The organism is Pseudomonas sp. NPDC087336, from assembly GCF_044744285.1.
Taxonomy (GTDB): Bacteria; Pseudomonadota; Gammaproteobacteria; order Pseudomonadales; family Pseudomonadaceae; genus Aquipseudomonas.
In genome coordinates, this window is sequence record NZ_JBIUYA010000008.1 from 77,250 (window position 1) to 93,961 (window position 16,712).

The following is a 16,712-nucleotide window of genomic DNA, read 5'->3' on the forward strand; positions in this document are numbered from 1 at the left end:
TGCTTGAGGAATCGCACGGGAAAAAGCCCGAGCAAGCTACCTTCAGGACCATCGTGAGTGACTGAACAATCAAGCAAGGATCAAGGCGTGCTCATCAGCATCAATTCGCACGCCCATCGCGCCGCGGATTTTTCCTGTTTGCGCTACGGCGTCGCTCAGGCGCGTCGAGCCTGGCTGAAAAAACACCGTCGGCGGGTTGACCGGCGTGCCGACGCTTTACACCACTTATCGGCGAGCCATCGAATACCTTCAGGGGATGAGGCGCGGGGCGGATCGAACTTGCTGATTGGCTGGCTCCGTCAGGCGGAGGGCATCGAGCGCCGTGACCCATTCTTCGTTGGTGGGCTCGACCACCACCTTGACTCGGCTGGCCGGAGTCGAGATCACTGAGGCATTGGCCTGGTTCGCCGTTTCGTTCAGTTCGACGCCCAGATACTCCAGGCCAACGCACATACGAGAGCGAATCGCCGCGTTGTGTTCACCAATACCTGCCGTGAACACCAGCATGTCCAGACCACCCAGTGCCGCGACAAGGGCACCGGCTTCGTGGATGAAGCGGCGCAGGTACAACGCAAGGGCCATGGCCGCGCGAGGCTCAGTGGTTTCGACTTTGAGCAATTCGCGCGGGTCGCTGGAAATACCGGAAATTCCCAGCAGACCAGACTCGTGATACAGAATATGGCTGACCTGCTCGAGGCTCAGCTTCCAGATTTCCATCAGGAAAATCACTGCGCCAGGGTCCAGCGCCCCGCAGCGAGAGCCCATCATCAAACCGTCCAGCGCTGAGAAACCCATGGTGGTGGCGACGCTTTTCAAGTCCCGCATACCGCACAGGCTGGCACCGCTGCCCAGGTGCGCGACCAGCGTCCGGCCACGCGCCTGATCGCCATAGCGCTCGGCCAGCGCAATGGATTGGTAGCAATAGGAAAGCCCATGAAACCCGTAACGACGCAGGCCGTTTTCCCAGGCCGACCAAGGCAGCGGCAGGATTTTCTCCACGTCTGGCAGGGTCTGGTGGAATGCGGTATCGAAACATACCACTTGTGGCAGGTCGGGGCGGGTTTGCAGCAGCGTTTCGATGGCCTCCAGGGCGAAGGGCTGATGCAGAGGGGCTAGCGGGATGTAGCTTTTAAGGTCGGCCAGCACTTGCGTGTCGATCAATACCGGTTTTGAGTATTTAATCCCTCCATGTACGACGCGGTGCGCTATGGCCCTGATCGAACGGCCTACCAGTTGAGTTCGCAGCCGATCACGAATATACCCAAGGGCATCGTGATAAGGATGCTTTTCATCGAGGGTCAATGGCTGATCGTCGCCGCCGTTTTCGCTGACCATCGAGTTTGGCCCTGTGATGCCATCGACCTTTGCGCGCCACAGTGGTGTGCGAGCCAAAGGGCTGCAGGTGGCGTCGAACAGGGCGAACTTGATGCTCGACGACCCCGCATTGAGGACCAGAATCACTTCACCGGTATCTGTGTCGTTCATGGCGGGGTGACCCGATAGTGATGGGCGACCAGCGCGGCGATGGCACAGGACGCGATGCGCGATTCGACGGAGTCGGCGCGGCTGGTCAGGACAATCGGCACTTTGGCGCCAAGCACGATACCCGCGCTGGAGGCGCCGCCCAGGTATTCCAGTTGTTTGACAAGCATATTGCCGCTTTCCAGATCAGGCACTACGAGAATGTCGGCTTTACCGGAAACAGCTGAGTGAATGCCCTTGATACGTGCCGCCGCCAGGGAGATGGCGTTGTCGAACGCCAGCGGCCCGTCAAGGACCGCGCCAGTGATCTGGCCGCGATCAGCCATCTTGCACAGCGCTGCGGCATCAAGGGTGGCGGGCATGTTGGCATTCACCGTTTCCACGGCAGCGAGGATCGCCACATGGGGATTACTGACGCCGAGGATATGCGCCAGATCGATGGCGTTACGCACGATGTCCACTTTGTCGACCAGGGCCGGCACGATATTGATCGTTGCATCGGTGATGATGAAGGGGCGCGGATAAAAAGGCGTCTGCATCACGAAACAGTGGGTGATCCGCCGCTTGGTACGCAATAGGGCCGCCGACGGCACCACGGCGGACATCAATTCGTCGGTGTGAAGGCTACCTTTCATCAAGGCTTCTACTTGACCTTCACGGGCCATTTGCGCACCGCGCAGGGCGCCAGCGTGGCTGTGGGGCACGTCTTCGATGGTGAGACCGGAAAGGTCGTGGCCGCCCTTGGCCGCCAATGCTTCGAGTTTGGCTCTTGGGCCAATCAGGATCGGATCGATCAACCCTGCATTGCGGGCATCAAGGGCCGCCTTGATACTCACGTCGTCGCACGGATGTACCACCGCAACGCGGATCGGCTCCAGCGTCTGGCAGGCTTGCAACAAACGATTCAGACCGTCGGCGCTGTGGCGCAGCTCTATGCACGGCAGGCTGGCTCGACGCACATCGATATGCTCGCCGGCCGCGTGGACCAGGGATTCACCTTCCAGCACTACCACGCCCTCCTGATTGATGCCGGTACAGGCCAGCGTGAGCAGATTTCGCGCTACGTCGCGAGCAGTAACCGTCACCGAGACCGTCAGTGTGTCACCGATGCGTACCGGGGCAAGGAACTTGAGGGTTTGCCCCAAGGGCACCGAACCGGGCCCTGGCAACCGCGTACCAATCAACGCCGAAATCAACGCTCCCCCCCACATGCCATGGGCGAAAACAGTTTTGAAGTGGGTGGTGGCGGCAAATTCCGGATCGACGTAAAGCGGGTTCACATCGCCGCAGACCAGTGCGAACACCTGAATGTCTTGAGCTGTCAGGGTGCGCTCCAGAGAGGCGGACTCGCCGATGACGATTTCCTCGAACGATCGATTATGTATTCGCTCCAGATCGTCGGCGTTTATAGGAACAGAACGGGTCATGGGTTTGATCCTGAATAGGATGGCGGGCGGCTCGGCTACATCATTCAACGCTCAATCGGCGTATGTGACCAGAGCCGGCTGCCATTGTCGGCGGCTAGGTCTTGGTACCGGCGATACTTCTCGTCCAGCTACGCCCTCTGCATACATCAAAAAGCGGGCTGAAACTCCCAGCTATTGCTGCTCAAAGGGCGCTCATTGATCTAAATCAACACATGCAGACGGCATCAAGCCATAAAGCTCTATATCAAGTAGAAGCGGCCGACAAAGTCTCCCCCCATCAAATGGAGAAACATCGTGATGCATTCACATATCCGCTGGTTCAAAGAGCTGGGTATCAACGATGTATCGCTGGTCGCTGGCAAGAACGCCTCGCTGGGAGAGATGTACCAGAACCTCAACCCGAGCCTGCGCAATTCCCCTGCGATAAACCATGCGGCCGCCCTGGCCAAGGCCAGCGGAGCAAGCTTGCATATTGCTGCGTTTGTAAGGCCCTTGGAGATACTGTCACTACTGGACGAAGGCGTGCAGGAAAGGGGCCGGGAAAGCTATCTTCAGGACCATCGCGACTGGCTGAAGAACCAGGCAACGAATCTTCATGCCCTCGGGCTCGAAGTAACGACAGAGGTGACGTGGGCCGATGACATGAAGCAGGACGCCTGTGATCTTTCAGGGATCTATCTGACGGACATGGGGGGGCTGGCGCTTTCAGACATCACCAAAGAGTTGCGCACAACCGAGGAACAATCGTTCATCAAACTGGCCGGTCGGTACGGCGTCCCCTCTGACCGTCGGCATTTTATTCTCGGTCACCCGGTCTCGGCGTTGAGCGATTTTGCCAACGAGCAGCAGGTGGATGTGTTTGTGATGGGCAGAGTCCAGTACCACGGCCTGGAGAAGCTGCTGGGCAGCACAACCGAACATATTCTGTACCAGGTGCCGTGCAGCGTTCTGGCGGTCTAGATCGGACAAGGCCATGTTGTAACGAAACGCCAGGCGTCATCGCCTGAGGAGGTTTTTCATGAGTCAAAGCCCCTCATTGCAAACCACCTTGAAGGACCGGGCAGAAGCCGGTCGACGGCTGGTGGAACCGTTGCTCAAATACGCGCATCGACCCGATGTCATCGTCCTTGCCTTACCCCGTGGCGGCGTACCGGTCGCCTATCAAGTGGTCAAGGCCCTGGACGTGCGCCTGGACCTGATGCTGGTGCGCAAACTGGGCGTGCCATCCAACCCGGAGTTCGCCATGGGCGCCATTGCCAGTGGCGGTATCCAGATCCGAAATGAAGAAGCGCTGCGTACTCATCCGATTTCTGCGGCCGCATTCGAGACGGTGGTCGAGCGCGAAACTCGGGAATTGCAGCGGCGCGAGCAGCTCTACCGGGGTGCCCGGCCACCCTTGCAGCTCAAGGATCAGGTGGTGATACTGGTCGATGACGGCCTGGCGACGGGCGCCTCGATGATGGCGGCAATCCGCGCGGTGCGCATGCAAGCACCTGCTCGCATCGTCGTTGCCGTGCCGGTTGCGCCACTGGAAACGGTGGAGACGCTGAGCTTCGAAGTCGATGAGGTGATCTGCCCACTCATGCCTGAATGGATGATGTCGATCGGTTATTGGTACTTGCACTTCCCCCAGACCTCGGATGAAGAAGTGAATGATTTGTTGCAGCGGGCCTGGCTGCGAGAAGCCGCGAGCCTTTCCTCCTCTCAGGAGCCTCTCGATGATTGAGCCTCAATCTCGACAGCTGGTTTTGCAAGACGTTGAGTTATCCGCCGATTTACGGCTGCCGCTCCATGCTGACGGTCTGGTGATCTTCGTACATGGCAGCGGCAGTGGCCGTTTGAGCCCGCGTAATCAGTTTGTCGCGCAGTCGCTGGCCAGTCGGGGGCTGGGGTCGCTGTTGTTCGACCTGCTTACGGAGCCAGAGCAACGCCTGGATAACCTCACCGGCGAGCTACGGTTCGATATCGACTTGCTTGCCGGGCGGCTGGTGGAGGTGATCGATTGGGTAGGCCGGGACGCGGATTTGCGCTCGCTACAAATCGGTCTGTTCGGTGCCAGCACCGGTGCGGCTGCGGCGCTGTTGGCCGCCGCCGCGCGCGCGAACGTGGTTCAAGCAGTGGTCAGCCGGGGAGGGCGAACCGACATGGCGGGAGCGGCGCTGTCGCAAGTCAGGGCGCCTACCTTGCAGATAGTCGGCGCACGGGATCTGGTGGTGCTCGAATTGAATCAGCGAAGCAGTCATGCCTTGCGCTGCGAGAAGCGTCTGGACGTGGTGGCGGGCGCTACGCATCTTTTCGAAGAGCCCGGAACCCTTGAAGAAGTCGCCAGGTTGGCTGGCGACTGGTTTGAAACCCATCTGCAAGGTCGCCATCCATAGGCATGGTGAGCCTTGAACCGTTCACACGCCAAACGGAAAGGTTGCGCGGATGCAAGCAATAGCCCCCCGCTTGCTGAGCGGGCTCAAGTCATTTTTACGCAATGGCGGCAGCGGGGTGATCTGAAAGATCAATGCCGATCGAAGTCTCGGGCAAAAAGGTGGGGGCAGGATGATTACAGGTACAGGAGGTGAACGACCTTGCGGGTTTCGAAGGGATCGTCCCGCGTCTCGAAGCCCAGGGATCTGGCCAGGGCGCGCATGGGCGCATTGCTGGATTCGTCGACCGCGTAAATGTGGTGGAAAGCATTCTTGCGCGCGGCCGTGATCAAATGTTCCATCAGTAGCGTACCCAATCCCAGCTGCTTCCATTCTTCGGCGACTGTCACGGTACATTCACATTTGTGCTCGTCCATGGCGCCATAGCGGCTGACGCCAATCTCGATCAGTTGGCCATCCTCGTGGACCAGTGCGATGTACGCCATGCGCTGTTTGTTATCGATGTCCAACCAGGGGCCAGCCATGGCTTTTTGAGGTTCGTTGACCCGCGAGAGAAAGCGCATGTGCCGGGACTCGGGGGACAGACGTTTGATGAAGGCGTATTCACGCTCGCGGTCTTTATCCGTCAACTGCCGGATCAACACGTGACCGCCATCCTGAAGGGTTTCGATCCAGTATTGGCCTGTGACTTTGGTACAGGCTTCAGCGGCCCGATAATGAGGATTTTTGACAGTGAACATCGGGCGATCCTCCGTCTGGTATCAAGGGGGGCGCGCAGTGATGAACGACGCGGTTCATTTGTTTCTACACTGTTGGCCGCTGGCGAACATGATCTGGATCAGAACTGAACACCGCAAACAGGAAGCCTGGCCCGGTAGCCGTACCCTGTGCTTGCTGCCACCGCCAGCGTGAGCAGTCTGATCGCGGCGCTGATCAATCACCCAATACTTGCGGCGAAACCACCCAGACGCTGCACGGCATTTTGTGCAGCAGATGTTCCACCGTACTGCCCACCAGGCGGCCCATGCCACGATGACCGACACGGCCCATGACGATCACGTCAATGTCATAGGCATCGGCGTAGCGGGTAAGTACCTTGGCCGGGTCGCCCATGATCATGTGCTGACGCTCCGGCGGGATGCCGTTGCGCTCGGCCAGCTCGCGCAAGGCATCGGCCTGAGCATCGAACAGGGTCGTGGCTTTGTTCGAGGAGAAAAACGCCGAAGCATTATCGAAGCCGAATTCGTCGGCACTGATGGAGGAAAGGTCATGGGCGTAGATCACATCGAGCTCGGCGTTGCAGGTACTCGCCAGTTTTGCCGCCTCGTGCAGTATCCGGTCATTGAAATTCTTGTACTGACCATCGCGGTGGAACGGATCCACGGCGGCGACGATCCGGCGGGGCAAGTCGTGCTGTACATGGCTGACAAAGTGCAACGGCACCGGACATTCACGTAGCAGATGGATGTCCAGGGGAGTGAACATCAGGCGTGACAACAGTGACTCGTGTTCCAGGGCTTTGATCAGCAGGGCCATTGGCTGTTCTTTGATATGAATGAGGATTTCCTGTAAGGGTCTTTCCACCCAGACCACTTCAGTGGTGACGGGAATGCCGATTTTGCGCAACGGACGGGCCTGAGTCTCCAGCCATTGGCGATGGCGCTCGATATAGTCAACGCGCATCTGCTCGCGCGCCTCGTCGTTGGCCATGCCGACGCTCGCCAGACCTTCCAGATAATCAAATGCCACGATGTGCAGTGCTGCACCCGAAGCCTTGGCCAGCGCGGCGGCCCGGTCGAAAGCCGGTGTGTTTTCCATCTGGTACGAAACGACCAGCATGAAACGTGGTTGATCAGGCATGGCACATCTCCCGTCGATAATGGCATGGACGCTTGTGCACAGTGGCAACGGTACGTCAGCGAAGTGGAGCCATCTTTATCCTGCGCCCGGCTCTCAAACTGGGCTTGATCTTTGTCAAACAGAGGTGGCAGTGACAATGGCGCCCGACATGCGGTGACACGCGCCTTGTCCAGTCGCCTCGTGCTCTTCTGATCGCGGCTCACCGATAACTGACAAATATCAAGTTGGCTGAATGTGACGCGCTCATTCTGAAGGCCTGTTCCATGCCATTGTCCGCATGCCGAGGTGTTCCATGTCGCAACTCCAGCGCTTACTGTTGATTGCTCCCGAAGCCATGACCCGTACACCGGCATTCGACCGGGCTGCCGCATTGGCGCATGCCCTGCAAATGCCCTTGCACATTGTGGCGTTTGATTATGTCCAGGCCCTGGCGGTGGCCGGCTTCTTTGCTCCCGAGCAGATCGGCCAGGCCCTTGAAGGCTACCTGCAAGCCCATCGGCAATGGTTGACGGAGCAAACCGGGGCGATGAGTAAACTCGGTATCCAGGTCACCAGCGAAGTGGTGTGGGTCCAACACCCCTACGAAGAGATTGTGCAATTCGTCAAAGAGATGCCGCTGGCGCTGATCATCAAGGATGCGCAGGAAGAACCGGCCTTGAAACGGGTGTTTTTCACGCCGCTGGATTGGCAATTGTTGCGCGACTGTCCGGTACCGGTGCATCTGGTGACCCATGCGCTCAACCCGCGTCCACGCAATGTGTTGGCGATCATCGATGTGCTGCGCAGTAAAGAACAGGATCATGAATTCAACGACCAGATCATCGACGCCGCCGTGAAGTTGGCCGAGGTCTGCGATGCCCGGCTGGAACTGCTGCACGTGTTTGACTGGACGTCCTTGTATACCCAGGACATCGGCTTTGGCGCACTGCCGCTGGCCACCGGAATTTATGAAGCGTTGGGGGTGGCTCAGAATGAGGCGTTTGCGGCCATCGCCGAACGCCACGGCGTGCCACCCGAATGTCGCCACTTCATGGAGGGCATGCCAGTACCGAGCATTTGTGAGTTCGCCGCCGAGCACCACTGCGACGTCATTGTCATGGGCACGGTTCAGAACAAGGGACTGGACAAGTTACTGGGGACCACGGCCGAGCAATTGTTGCATCGGGCGCCGTGCAGTGTGTTGGCGATCAAGCCGGGCCAGATGTTGCAATCCTGAGCAATGGGGCACGAAGACGTCTATCAGTGAGTTGGATTGGGCTGCGGCGGAGAAGGACATGACCGATTTTCTGAATGCTGAGCAACTGGAGGGGTTGGATGCCTATTGGCGGGCCTCCAATTATCTGGCCGTGGGGCAAATTTACCTCAAGGACAACCCGCTGATGAAGCTGCCGTTGTCTCTGGAACACATCAAGCCGCGCCTGCTCGGCCATTGGGGCACGACGCCCGGGCTGAACCTGATCTACACACACCTCAATCGCTTGATCAAGCAGTACGATCTGAACATGATTTTCATCGCCGGTCCCGGTCATGGCGGCCCGGCAGTGGTCGCCCAGACCTACCTCGAAGGCACGTACACCGAGTTCTGTCCGTCGGTGGAGTGCAACAGTAACGGCCTGGTTCGCCTGTTTCGGCAGTTTTCGTGGCCTTATGGTATTTCTAGCCATGTATCGGCACAGATTCCTGGATCGATCCATGAAGGTGGCGAACTTGGCTACAGCCTGGCCCATGCCTACGGTGCCGCGTTTGACAATCCGGAGCTGATCGTCGCCTGCGTCATCGGTGACGGTGAGGCGGAAACAGGCACGCTGGCCGCCAGTTGGCATTCCAACAAGTTCCTGAATCCTGTGCGTGACGGTGCGGTATTACCGATCCTGCACCTTAACGGCTACAAGATCGCCAACCCCACCGTACTGTCCAGAATCAGTGAGGATGAGCTGTCAGCCCTGCTGTATGGCTATGGCTACGATCCCTATTTCGTCGAAGGCGACGACCCGATGCAAGTGCATCAGGCCCTGGCCCAGACGCTGGACGCCATGGTCCTGAAGATTCGAGGCATTCAGCTCGACGCGCGCCGCTCCTCGCGATCCGCACCGCCGGAACGGCCCCTGTGGCCAATGCTGGTGTTACGAACCCCCAAAGGTTGGACCGGTCCGAAATTCGTCGATGGCCATCGAGTCGAGGGCACCTGGCGCGCGCATCAGGTGCCGCTGGCCGATTTCCAGCAACCGGATCATCTGTGCCAGCTGGAAGAGTGGCTCAACAGCTATCGCCCCGACGAACTGTTCGATGCCGATGGTGCGTTGTTGCCCGAAATTGCCTCGCTGGCACCGACCGGTCATCGACGCATGAGCGCCAACCCCAATGCCAACGGTGGCGTACTGTTGCGAGCGCTGGATCTACCGCGCTTTACTGACTATGCCGTGCCGTTCGAAGTGCCTGGCAGCCAGCGTGCGGAGGCCACACGGGTCATGGGCACGTATTTGCGCGACGTGATGAAAAACAACCTGAGCGCCAGCAATTTTCGCCTGTTCGGCCCGGATGAAACCGCCTCGAACCGGCTGGATGCCGTCTATGAGGTCAGCGCCAAGGCCTGGATGGAGCCGCTGGAGCCGGACGACCTCAATCTGGCGGTCGATGGCCGGGTGATGGAGATCCTCAGTGAACAGGTGTGCGAAGGCTGGCTGGAGGGCTATTTGCTGACCGGACGCCATGGTCTGCTGTCCTGTTACGAGGCCTTTATCCATATCGTCGATTCGATGGTCAACCAGCATGCCAAATGGCTGAAGACCGCCGCCGAGGTGCCGTGGCGCAAACCGGTCGCTTCGCTCAATTACTTGCTGACCTCCCATGTCTGGCGTCAGGACCATAACGGGTTCTCCCACCAGGATCCTGGGTTCATCGATCTGGTGGCCAATAAAAAGGCGGACGTGGTCCGCATCTACCTGCCACCCGATGCCAATTGCCTGCTGTCCGTGACTGACCACTGCCTGCGAAGCCGCAACTACATCAATGTCATCGTCGCCGGCAAGCAACCGGAATGGCAATGGCTGGGTATCGATGCCGCCATCCGACACTGCCAGACGGGTATCGGTCGCTGGAGCTGGGCGTGTCGTGATGATGGTGACCCGGACGTGGTGATGGCCTGCGCTGGTGACGTGCCGACCCTGGAAACACTGGCCGCCGTGACCCTGTTGCGCGAGTACGTGCCGGACTTGCGGGTGCGGGTGGTCAATGTCGTGGACTTGATGGTTTTGCAATCCTCGTTCCAGCACCCCCATGGTCTGCCGGACAGCGCTTTCGATGAGTTGTTTACGTGCGACAAACCGGTGATTTTTGCCTTCCACGGCTACCCGGCGCTGATCCATCGACTGATCTACAAGCGCACCAATCATGAGAATTTCCACGTGCGCGGGTTCAACGAGGAGGGCGCGACCACCACGCCGTTCGATATGACGGTGCTCAACAACCTGGATCGTTATCAGTTGGCACTGGACGTCATCGAACGCGTACCCCGGCTGCACGATCAGGTGCAAAGCGCGCGGTCGCGCTACTGGTCGACCATGGAGAAACACAAGCTCTACCTCATTGAACATGGGCAGGACATGCCGGAAGTACTGAACTGGCAATGGACGCCCTTGGCAGCCGCCGCAATCGAACACTCACCCGAGTAGAGGCAGATCATGAGCCAGTACCAAAAGCTGTTATAGCCCGCGTAATCAATATGTGGCCGATGCCCTGGCTCGGCGGGGACGGGGCTCGCTGTTGTTCGACCTGCTCACAGAATCGGAGCCGCGTCTGGACAACCGGACCCGGGAACTGCGTTAGATATCCTCCGGTTGGCCAGGCGACTTATCCTGCACGTTGACTTACACGCCAAACGGATAGGTTTCGTCTTCCGGCTCCAGCTGCTGGTTTTTCGGCAGGGGCAGCGCGGTGACCGGCGTGGTTTGCTCGATCCAGATCATGGCATCGAATTGTTCGGCCAGCATCGATTCGAAGTAGTGACTGAACCGCTCGCTTTCGGGGCGGTAAATCACTCCGATAGCCCGTTCCAGCATGGGCGCGGACAGAACGCTGCGCAGTACTTTGCGCTGCGGGTCTCGCCAGTCGGTCAGAGACGCCGCCACCCCGGCCTTGAGAAACTGATGCTCCCAGCTGTCCGGTCGGGAAGGGCGGACGTCTTTGATCAACATCTCGCCGTCCCAGTCATCGGCGGCAGCCACCTGGCCTCGGTCGGTGGCCATGCCAATCAGCACGACATCGCGCCCAAAGGCGCTACGGCACAGTTGACCGATATTGAACTGACCCTTCCAGCCCATTTCCGTGGCGCCCGCATTGCCGATATGGGAGTTGTGGGCCCAGACCACAGCCTTGGCTTGGGGCCCACGGTGTTCGAGCAGTGCACGCAAGGTATCGAACATGTGCCGGTCCCGCAGGTTCCAGGAAGTCGTCGACCCTCGATAAATCGCCCGGTAATACTGTTCCGCCGCCATCACCACCCGAGCGTTGCGTGTCGCATTGAAGAACGCTTCGTCATCGCGGATGAGCCCGGTCAATTGCTCAGCCAGCATGGCATTGAGCTGCTCGACCACCGGCTGTTCACAGGGCATCACACCGCCATGCTCGACAAAGTGGCCGTACAGCGCCGGATCGTCCTGCCACGGTGTCAAACAGCCATAGCGACGCCGGGCTTCTTGGGCCAGACGCGGGTCGACCCGGTCCAGATAGCCCAACACTTCATGAATGGAGTTGCGCAGGCTGTAGACGTCCAGGCCGCGGAACTCGACGCGGCGGTCGGTGACCTGTTGGTGATTGTATTGATGCAGCCAGTGGGTAAACGCCTTCACCTCGCTGTTGCGCCACATCCAGGTCGGGAAGCGGCTGAAGATGTGGCGCTTCCAGGCCGAATGGGCCAACCCCCGTACGTACTGGTCGACATGACCGGCGTCCGGCCAGTCGGCTTCCACTGCAACAATATTGAACCCGTGCCGCTCGATCAGCCCTTGGGTGATCGCCGCCCGGATTCGATAGAAATCGCGGGTGCCATGGCTCGCTTCGCCGATCATCACCACACGTGCATCGGCGTAGCGATCGAACAGGTTGGCAAAATCGCAGGAGTCCAGCTCTGGCAGGGGTTCAGCGTATTGGCGTAACACTGGGGTTATGTGTGCCGTGTCTACGTGATGTTGCTGGCCGTAGGGCTTATCCAGCCATTTCTGCGAAGGTGAGTTCATGAGTTCATCCCCCCAAGGGTGGATTGCTGACGGCGGCAGGGCGCTCGGGTCGTATCAGACGCTCACCCGCCCGAGACATTGCCCAGGTTCTTGACACAGGTCATTAACGCTTCGAAGCCCCTGTGTCCTTCTGCCTGATTATTCCTACACCGCGACCAAGAGGATTGGTTGAGATTTATCAATAAAGAGCGCAATCCCCCAGGCGAAGATAGTGATCCGCCAACGCCAGAGGTAACAGCCATGAACGTATCCAGCCTGCGGCATATGGATCGGGCGCCTCATGTTCTGGCCCTTTGCCTGACTACGCTCATGGGTTGTACGGGTACAAGCGAAGAGGCGCTCCAGCAAACGTCCACCCTGTCGGGGATCGCCATGGCGGACAGCGTTTGTTCGCTGTGCCATGGGCTGACGGGGGAGTCTGTCTCGCCCATGTTTCCCAAGTTGGCGGGCCAGCAAAACGAGTATTTGCAGCTGCAACTGACCGATTTCAAAAACCATGGGCGTAGCGCTGCAACAGACAGCCGGTACATGGGGGGATTGTCCCATTTGACCAAGACTCAGATTGCCGAACTGGCCGACTATTTTGCGAGCCAGCGAGCCATGCAGGCTGACACCGGGACGCCAGATGCGCGAGGTGAAGTGATCTTTCGCCAGGGCTTGCCTGAGAGGGGCGTCCCACCGTGCAGCGCTTGCCACGGGACGGACGGCGGGGGCAATGGGGTGATTCCACGGGTGGCGGGCCAGCATGCCAGCTATATGAGCCATCAGATTATGGTGCTTCAGCAGACCGGGCAACGCCCCAACGGTGCTCCGATGTTGCCGGTGGATCATGCACTTTCCCAGGCCGATGCCGAATCGGTCGCCCGGTACATGGCAGCACTCGGTGCACAGCAATGAATGCCCTGCGGGGGATCCGTGATGGGCCGTACGCGCGGTCGCCGTGATGGTCCTTCATGCTCGTCTGACCTGCATCAAGAACGACATGACCAGGATCAAGGCGTGCTCATCAGCATCAATTCCGATGCTCATCGAATCGCTGGGAACGCTTATGTCAGCCAACAACGGAATGGGTTGCATTGACCAGTTTATTCACCAGTCATTCAGTCTCCTGAACGAGCACCGTCATCAGCGACGGCCGGCAGGTCGCGTGTCACGGAACAAGCACGATCGCGCCGTTGAACTGACCACTGCGCAACAGTGCCAGTGCCTGATTGGCATCGTCGAGGGAAAAATGAGTGGTGTCGCAATGTACCGGAGTGTGTTGCAGTTCTTTAAAAAACGCTGTGCCATCGTCGCGGGTAAGATTTGCCACAGATCGTACGCTGCGCTCGCCCCATAGCAACCGATAAGGAAAGGCCGGGATGTCACTCATGTGAATACCGGCGCAAATCACGCAGCCCCCCTTGACGGTGGCGGCCAGCGCTAGCGGCACTAGCGCCCCCACCGGAGCGAAAATCAGGCTGGCATCGAGCAGGTGCGCAGGCGGCTGGTCCGACGAACCAGACCATTTCGCACCTAAGGATAGGGCATATGCCTGTCCTTCCAGGTCGTCCGGTCGAGTGAACGCGTACACCTGCTGGCCTCGTCCCCGCGCGACTTGAATGGCCAGATGCGCGGCGGCGCCAAAACCATAGAACCCCAGGTGACGGGCGCCTTGTGCCATTTGCAAGGCGCGAAAGCCGATCAGCCCGGCACACAGCAAGGGTGCGGCCTCAGTATTGGAGAGGGCCTCAGGGATTGGAAAACAGAAGCGTTGGTCGGCCACGGTGTATTCGGCGTAACCACCGTCCAGATGACATCCGGTGAACATGGCCTGATCGCAGAGGTTTTCCCGGTCGGACTGACAGAACGCGCACTCACCACACGTCCAGCCAAGCCAGGGCACTCCCACCCGCTGGCCGATGCGCTCGGGGTCTGCATGGCTGCCCACAGCCATGACTTCACCGACGATTTCATGCCCCGGCACCCGGGGCAGCACCGCTTGAGGCAATTCACCGTCTACCAGATGTAAATCGGTGCGGCAGACGCCGCAGGCGAGGACCTTGATCAACAGTTGATTGGCACCGGGTTTCGGAACGGGCCGCTCTTCGCGTTGCAGCGGCTGACCGGGCGTGTGTAGAACCATGGCGCGCATAGGATGACCGGGATCAACAGGCAGGAGGGCGATGGCAGCCGGCAATCAACTGCTTGAGGCCTTCCAGATCAAGGATCTTGACGTCACGGCCGGTAATCTCCACGAGTGCCTGATCCCGCAGATGGGCGATGCCACGACAAATGGTTTCCAGGCGTAGCCCCAGGTAGGAGCCGATTTCCTCGCGGCGCATTTTCAACACGAAATCCGTCGATGAATATCCACGGGTTTTCAAACGTTGCGACAGGTTCAGCAGAAAGGCTGCCAGACGCTCGTCCGAGCTCATGTTGCCCAGCATCATCAACATGTCGTGATCGCGCACGATTTCCCTGCTGAGGACTTTGTTCAGGTTGTGCTGCAGGGATGGCAGCTCATGGGCCAGTTCTTCCAGGTGGGCAAAGTGGATGGGGCATACCTCGCTATCTTCGAGGGCAACTGCATCGCACGCATGCAGATCCGTGCTGATAGCGTCCAGACCCAGCATTTCGCCAGGGATCTGGAACCCCGTGACTTGCTCGCGACCATCGACCGAAAGAATGCTGGTCTTGAACGAACCTATGCGTACCGCATAAAGCGAGCGCAACGGATCGCCTGCCCGGTAAAGCGCCGCACCCTTTTTGACCTTGAAGCGTTGCACGATCAACGTGTCCAGACGCTCGACTTCCTGGCTGGTCATGCCGATGGGCAGGCACAACTCCATCACACTGCAGTTTGAACACGCAGCCTTCAGAAAATGTACTTGCAAAGCGCGAATGTCTGGCATGAGAAGTGAAGTCAACAGGGATGACTCACTAAGGATAGGCGGCAAGAGGGGTTGGACTCACCGGATTCTCAGGATTGCGGGGTGTAATAGACGAACGGAACATTCTTTACGCACTTTTACCGGATTGCCGGCTTGGGCATTTGATTTAAATCAAGTCTTGAGCGCGGCATCGACTTCGGCATTGCGCTTGAGCGCTTCTTCGATGCGCTGCTGGATATCGACCACGTCAATCCGGGGACGAAATGAGTCGGTTGTCCACACCGACCACACGCTCGCTAAGGTAATAGCCTTTGCGTTTGTCTTCCTTGTCCTGTTTCTTTTCCCCTTTGATGATTAGGCTTCGTACTTTTCGGCAGTGTGAAGAAGGGAAGTTCCGCACGATTGGTATTGATCAAGCAGCGTGCTTTGATATTTATCAACGTCAGTCACATTCCAGCGGAGCAACCTGAGTTAACGCTGGTGCTTGATCCGGCGTGGACGCAACGGCCGAGCCCTGTGATGAGCAGCGATAGGCGTTGAAGTCCCTCTGCCTGGAGTCAGATCGTGAGCCAGTATCAACGGTTGTTACTCATCACCCACCTGGCCCTGCGCCATTCTCCGGCGATCGACCATGCCGCTGCGCTGGCCAGGGCCAGTGGAGCAAAGTTGCATATCACGGCGTTGATTCCTTCGTTCAAACTGTTGTCACTGCTCGAAGAAGGCGATCGGGAAACAGCTCGGGAGCGTTACCTGCAGGACCATCGCGACTGGTTGAAGGACCAGGCCAGAAAACTCCATGACAGAGGGATCGAGGTGACCACCACGTTGGCTTGGGCTGACGACATGGAGCAAGACATCCTTGATCACGTCAGGGAATTGCAGCCCAACTTGGTGATCAAGGAAATCCAACACGACTCATCACTCAAACGCGCGTTCTTCACTCCGCTGGACTGGCACTTGCTGCGCCACTGTCCGATACCGGTTTATCTGGTGGGCGGAGTTCGTCATGCCTCGCCGCGCAAGGTCGTGGCGGCGGTTGATGCGTCGGCGGGCGACTCTGAAAACAAAGAACTGAATGACCATATCGTCCAACAGGCTTCTAGTCTCGCGGTACAGTGTGATGCCGAATTGCATTTGCTTTATGCCTATGACATTTCGCAAGACTATCTGGAGGAACTGGGCGGTGGCTTGAAACTGTCGGAGCTGACCAAATGGCGGCGCAAAAATTTGGAGGAATCGTTCCTGAAGCTCGCCGGCGGGTACGGTGTTCCCGCTGACCGTAGGCATTTCGTACTAGGGCATCCTGTTACGGCGCTGAGCGAGTTCGCCAACAAGCATCACGTGGATGTGATCGTGATGGGCCGGGTCCAAGACCACGGCCTGGTCAAGCTTCTGGGCAGCACGACTGAACATATTCTGTACCAGGTGCCTTGCAGCGTTCTGGCAGTCTAGAGCGGGCAA

At 58.7% G+C, this 16,712-nt stretch carries 14 protein-coding genes and 2 pseudogenes; 8 read left to right on the forward strand and 8 right to left on the reverse strand.

Features of this window, described 5'->3' with window-relative positions:
- Positions 1 to 249: 249 nt before the first annotated feature.
- On the reverse strand, positions 250 to 1,485 hold the full coding sequence (locus ACIO0C_RS10110; protein ID WP_401311083.1) for an acetate/propionate family kinase: 1,236 nt from the start codon (positions 1,483 to 1,485) through the stop codon (positions 250 to 252).
- On the reverse strand, positions 1,482 to 2,909 hold the full coding sequence (locus ACIO0C_RS10115; RefSeq protein WP_401311086.1) for a bifunctional enoyl-CoA hydratase/phosphate acetyltransferase: 1,428 nt from the start codon (positions 2,907 to 2,909) through the stop codon (positions 1,482 to 1,484). Before ACIO0C_RS10115 ends, ACIO0C_RS10110 begins: the two co-directional genes overlap by 4 nt.
- Before the next feature lie 381 nt (positions 2,910 to 3,290).
- Here ACIO0C_RS10115 and ACIO0C_RS10120 point away from each other — a divergent pair, with 381 nt between their 5' ends.
- The 3 genes from ACIO0C_RS10120 to ACIO0C_RS10130 are packed head-to-tail and all read left to right on the forward strand — an operon-like array spanning position 3,291 to position 5,287.
- A complete protein-coding gene (locus ACIO0C_RS10120; protein ID WP_401311427.1) occupies positions 3,291 to 3,869 on the forward strand; it encodes a universal stress protein in 579 nt (192 codons plus the stop codon).
- 58 nt (positions 3,870 to 3,927) lie between these two features.
- Positions 3,928 to 4,635, forward strand: coding sequence for a phosphoribosyltransferase (locus ACIO0C_RS10125; protein WP_401311089.1), 708 nt, complete (start codon positions 3,928 to 3,930; stop codon positions 4,633 to 4,635).
- Positions 4,628 to 5,287: a dienelactone hydrolase family protein gene (locus ACIO0C_RS10130; RefSeq protein WP_401311090.1), complete on the forward strand. Its 660-nt coding sequence runs from the start codon at positions 4,628 to 4,630 to the stop codon at positions 5,285 to 5,287. The genes ACIO0C_RS10125 and ACIO0C_RS10130 overlap by 8 nt, the downstream gene beginning before the upstream one ends.
- 173 nt (positions 5,288 to 5,460) lie before the next feature.
- Here ACIO0C_RS10130 and ACIO0C_RS10135 read toward each other — a convergent pair whose 3' ends face one another.
- The gene (locus tag ACIO0C_RS10135; RefSeq protein WP_401311092.1) at positions 5,461 to 6,024 is read right to left on the reverse strand and encodes a GNAT family N-acetyltransferase; all 564 of its coding nucleotides are present in this window, start codon (positions 6,022 to 6,024) and stop codon (positions 5,461 to 5,463) included.
- Positions 6,025 to 6,217: 193 nt separating this feature from the next.
- Positions 6,218 to 7,144, reverse strand: coding sequence for a universal stress protein (locus ACIO0C_RS10140; RefSeq protein ID WP_401311095.1), 927 nt, complete (start codon positions 7,142 to 7,144; stop codon positions 6,218 to 6,220).
- 292 nt (positions 7,145 to 7,436) lie between these two features.
- Between ACIO0C_RS10140 and ACIO0C_RS10145 the strand changes: the two genes are divergently transcribed.
- The 3 genes and pseudogenes from ACIO0C_RS10145 to ACIO0C_RS10155 all read left to right on the forward strand — a co-directional run.
- Entirely contained in the window at positions 7,437 to 8,360 is a 924-nt protein-coding gene (locus tag ACIO0C_RS10145; protein ID WP_401311098.1) for a universal stress protein, read from the forward strand.
- Between the two features lie 58 nt (positions 8,361 to 8,418).
- The gene (locus ACIO0C_RS10150; RefSeq protein WP_401311101.1) at positions 8,419 to 10,815 is read left to right on the forward strand and encodes a phosphoketolase; all 2,397 of its coding nucleotides are present in this window, start codon (positions 8,419 to 8,421) and stop codon (positions 10,813 to 10,815) included.
- Positions 10,816 to 10,849: 34 nt separating this feature from the next.
- Positions 10,850 to 10,966: pseudogene (locus ACIO0C_RS10155) on the forward strand (alpha/beta hydrolase); the annotation flags it as partial.
- Between the two features lie 44 nt (positions 10,967 to 11,010).
- Here the strand turns inward: ACIO0C_RS10155 and ACIO0C_RS10160 are convergent.
- Positions 11,011 to 12,378 carry an erythromycin esterase family protein gene (locus tag ACIO0C_RS10160; protein WP_401311104.1) on the reverse strand — a complete coding sequence of 456 codons (1,368 nt, stop codon included), beginning with the start codon at positions 12,376 to 12,378 and terminating at the stop codon, positions 11,011 to 11,013.
- Between the two features lie 240 nt (positions 12,379 to 12,618).
- Between ACIO0C_RS10160 and ACIO0C_RS10165 the strand changes: the two genes are divergently transcribed.
- Positions 12,619 to 13,275, forward strand: a complete 657-nt coding sequence (locus ACIO0C_RS10165) for a c-type cytochrome (RefSeq protein ID WP_401311106.1) — start codon at positions 12,619 to 12,621, stop codon at positions 13,273 to 13,275.
- Between the two features lie 253 nt (positions 13,276 to 13,528).
- Here the strand turns inward: ACIO0C_RS10165 and ACIO0C_RS10170 are convergent, their stop codons facing one another.
- The 3 genes and pseudogenes from ACIO0C_RS10170 to ACIO0C_RS10180 form a co-directional block, all read right to left on the reverse strand.
- A complete protein-coding gene (locus ACIO0C_RS10170; protein WP_401311109.1) occupies positions 13,529 to 14,512 on the reverse strand; it encodes a zinc-dependent alcohol dehydrogenase family protein in 984 nt (327 codons plus the stop codon).
- A 13-nt stretch (positions 14,513 to 14,525) separates the two neighbouring features.
- A complete protein-coding gene (gene fnr, locus ACIO0C_RS10175) occupies positions 14,526 to 15,272 on the reverse strand; it encodes a fumarate/nitrate reduction transcriptional regulator Fnr (protein ID WP_401311430.1) in 747 nt (248 codons plus the stop codon).
- A 232-nt stretch (positions 15,273 to 15,504) separates the two neighbouring features.
- Positions 15,505 to 15,612 (reverse strand): annotated as a pseudogene (locus ACIO0C_RS10180) (Hsp20/alpha crystallin family protein); the annotation flags it as partial.
- Positions 15,613 to 15,815: 203 nt separating this feature from the next.
- On the opposite strand from ACIO0C_RS10180, the gene ACIO0C_RS10185 reads away from it, so the two are divergent.
- Positions 15,816 to 16,703 carry a universal stress protein gene (locus ACIO0C_RS10185; protein ID WP_401311112.1) on the forward strand — a complete coding sequence of 296 codons (888 nt, stop codon included), beginning with the start codon at positions 15,816 to 15,818 and terminating at the stop codon, positions 16,701 to 16,703.
- Positions 16,704 to 16,712: the final 9 nt, after the last annotated feature.

What these genes read in the sequence shown, in the direction of transcription:
- ACIO0C_RS10110 (WP_401311083.1), bottom strand. Translation starts at nt 1,485, where the DNA reads ATGAACGACACAGATACCGGTGAAGTGATTCTGGTCCTCAATGCGGGG.
- ACIO0C_RS10115 (WP_401311086.1), bottom strand. Translation starts at nt 2,909, where the DNA reads ATGACCCGTTCTGTTCCTATAAACGCCGACGATCTGGAGCGAATACAT.
- ACIO0C_RS10120 (WP_401311427.1), top strand. Translation starts at nt 3,291, where the DNA reads ATGTACCAGAACCTCAACCCGAGCCTGCGCAATTCCCCTGCGATAAAC.
- ACIO0C_RS10125 (WP_401311089.1), top strand. Translation starts at nt 3,928, where the DNA reads ATGAGTCAAAGCCCCTCATTGCAAACCACCTTGAAGGACCGGGCAGAA.
- ACIO0C_RS10130 (WP_401311090.1), top strand. Translation starts at nt 4,628, where the DNA reads ATGATTGAGCCTCAATCTCGACAGCTGGTTTTGCAAGACGTTGAGTTA.
- ACIO0C_RS10135 (WP_401311092.1), bottom strand. Translation starts at nt 6,024, where the DNA reads ATGTTCACTGTCAAAAATCCTCATTATCGGGCCGCTGAAGCCTGTACC.
- ACIO0C_RS10140 (WP_401311095.1), bottom strand. Translation starts at nt 7,144, where the DNA reads ATGCCTGATCAACCACGTTTCATGCTGGTCGTTTCGTACCAGATGGAA.
- ACIO0C_RS10145 (WP_401311098.1), top strand. Translation starts at nt 7,437, where the DNA reads ATGTCGCAACTCCAGCGCTTACTGTTGATTGCTCCCGAAGCCATGACC.
- ACIO0C_RS10150 (WP_401311101.1), top strand. Translation starts at nt 8,419, where the DNA reads ATGACCGATTTTCTGAATGCTGAGCAACTGGAGGGGTTGGATGCCTAT.
- ACIO0C_RS10160 (WP_401311104.1), bottom strand. Translation starts at nt 12,378, where the DNA reads ATGAACTCACCTTCGCAGAAATGGCTGGATAAGCCCTACGGCCAGCAA.
- ACIO0C_RS10165 (WP_401311106.1), top strand. Translation starts at nt 12,619, where the DNA reads ATGAACGTATCCAGCCTGCGGCATATGGATCGGGCGCCTCATGTTCTG.
- ACIO0C_RS10170 (WP_401311109.1), bottom strand. Translation starts at nt 14,512, where the DNA reads ATGCGCGCCATGGTTCTACACACGCCCGGTCAGCCGCTGCAACGCGAA.
- fnr (WP_401311430.1), bottom strand. Translation starts at nt 15,272, where the DNA reads ATGCCAGACATTCGCGCTTTGCAAGTACATTTTCTGAAGGCTGCGTGT.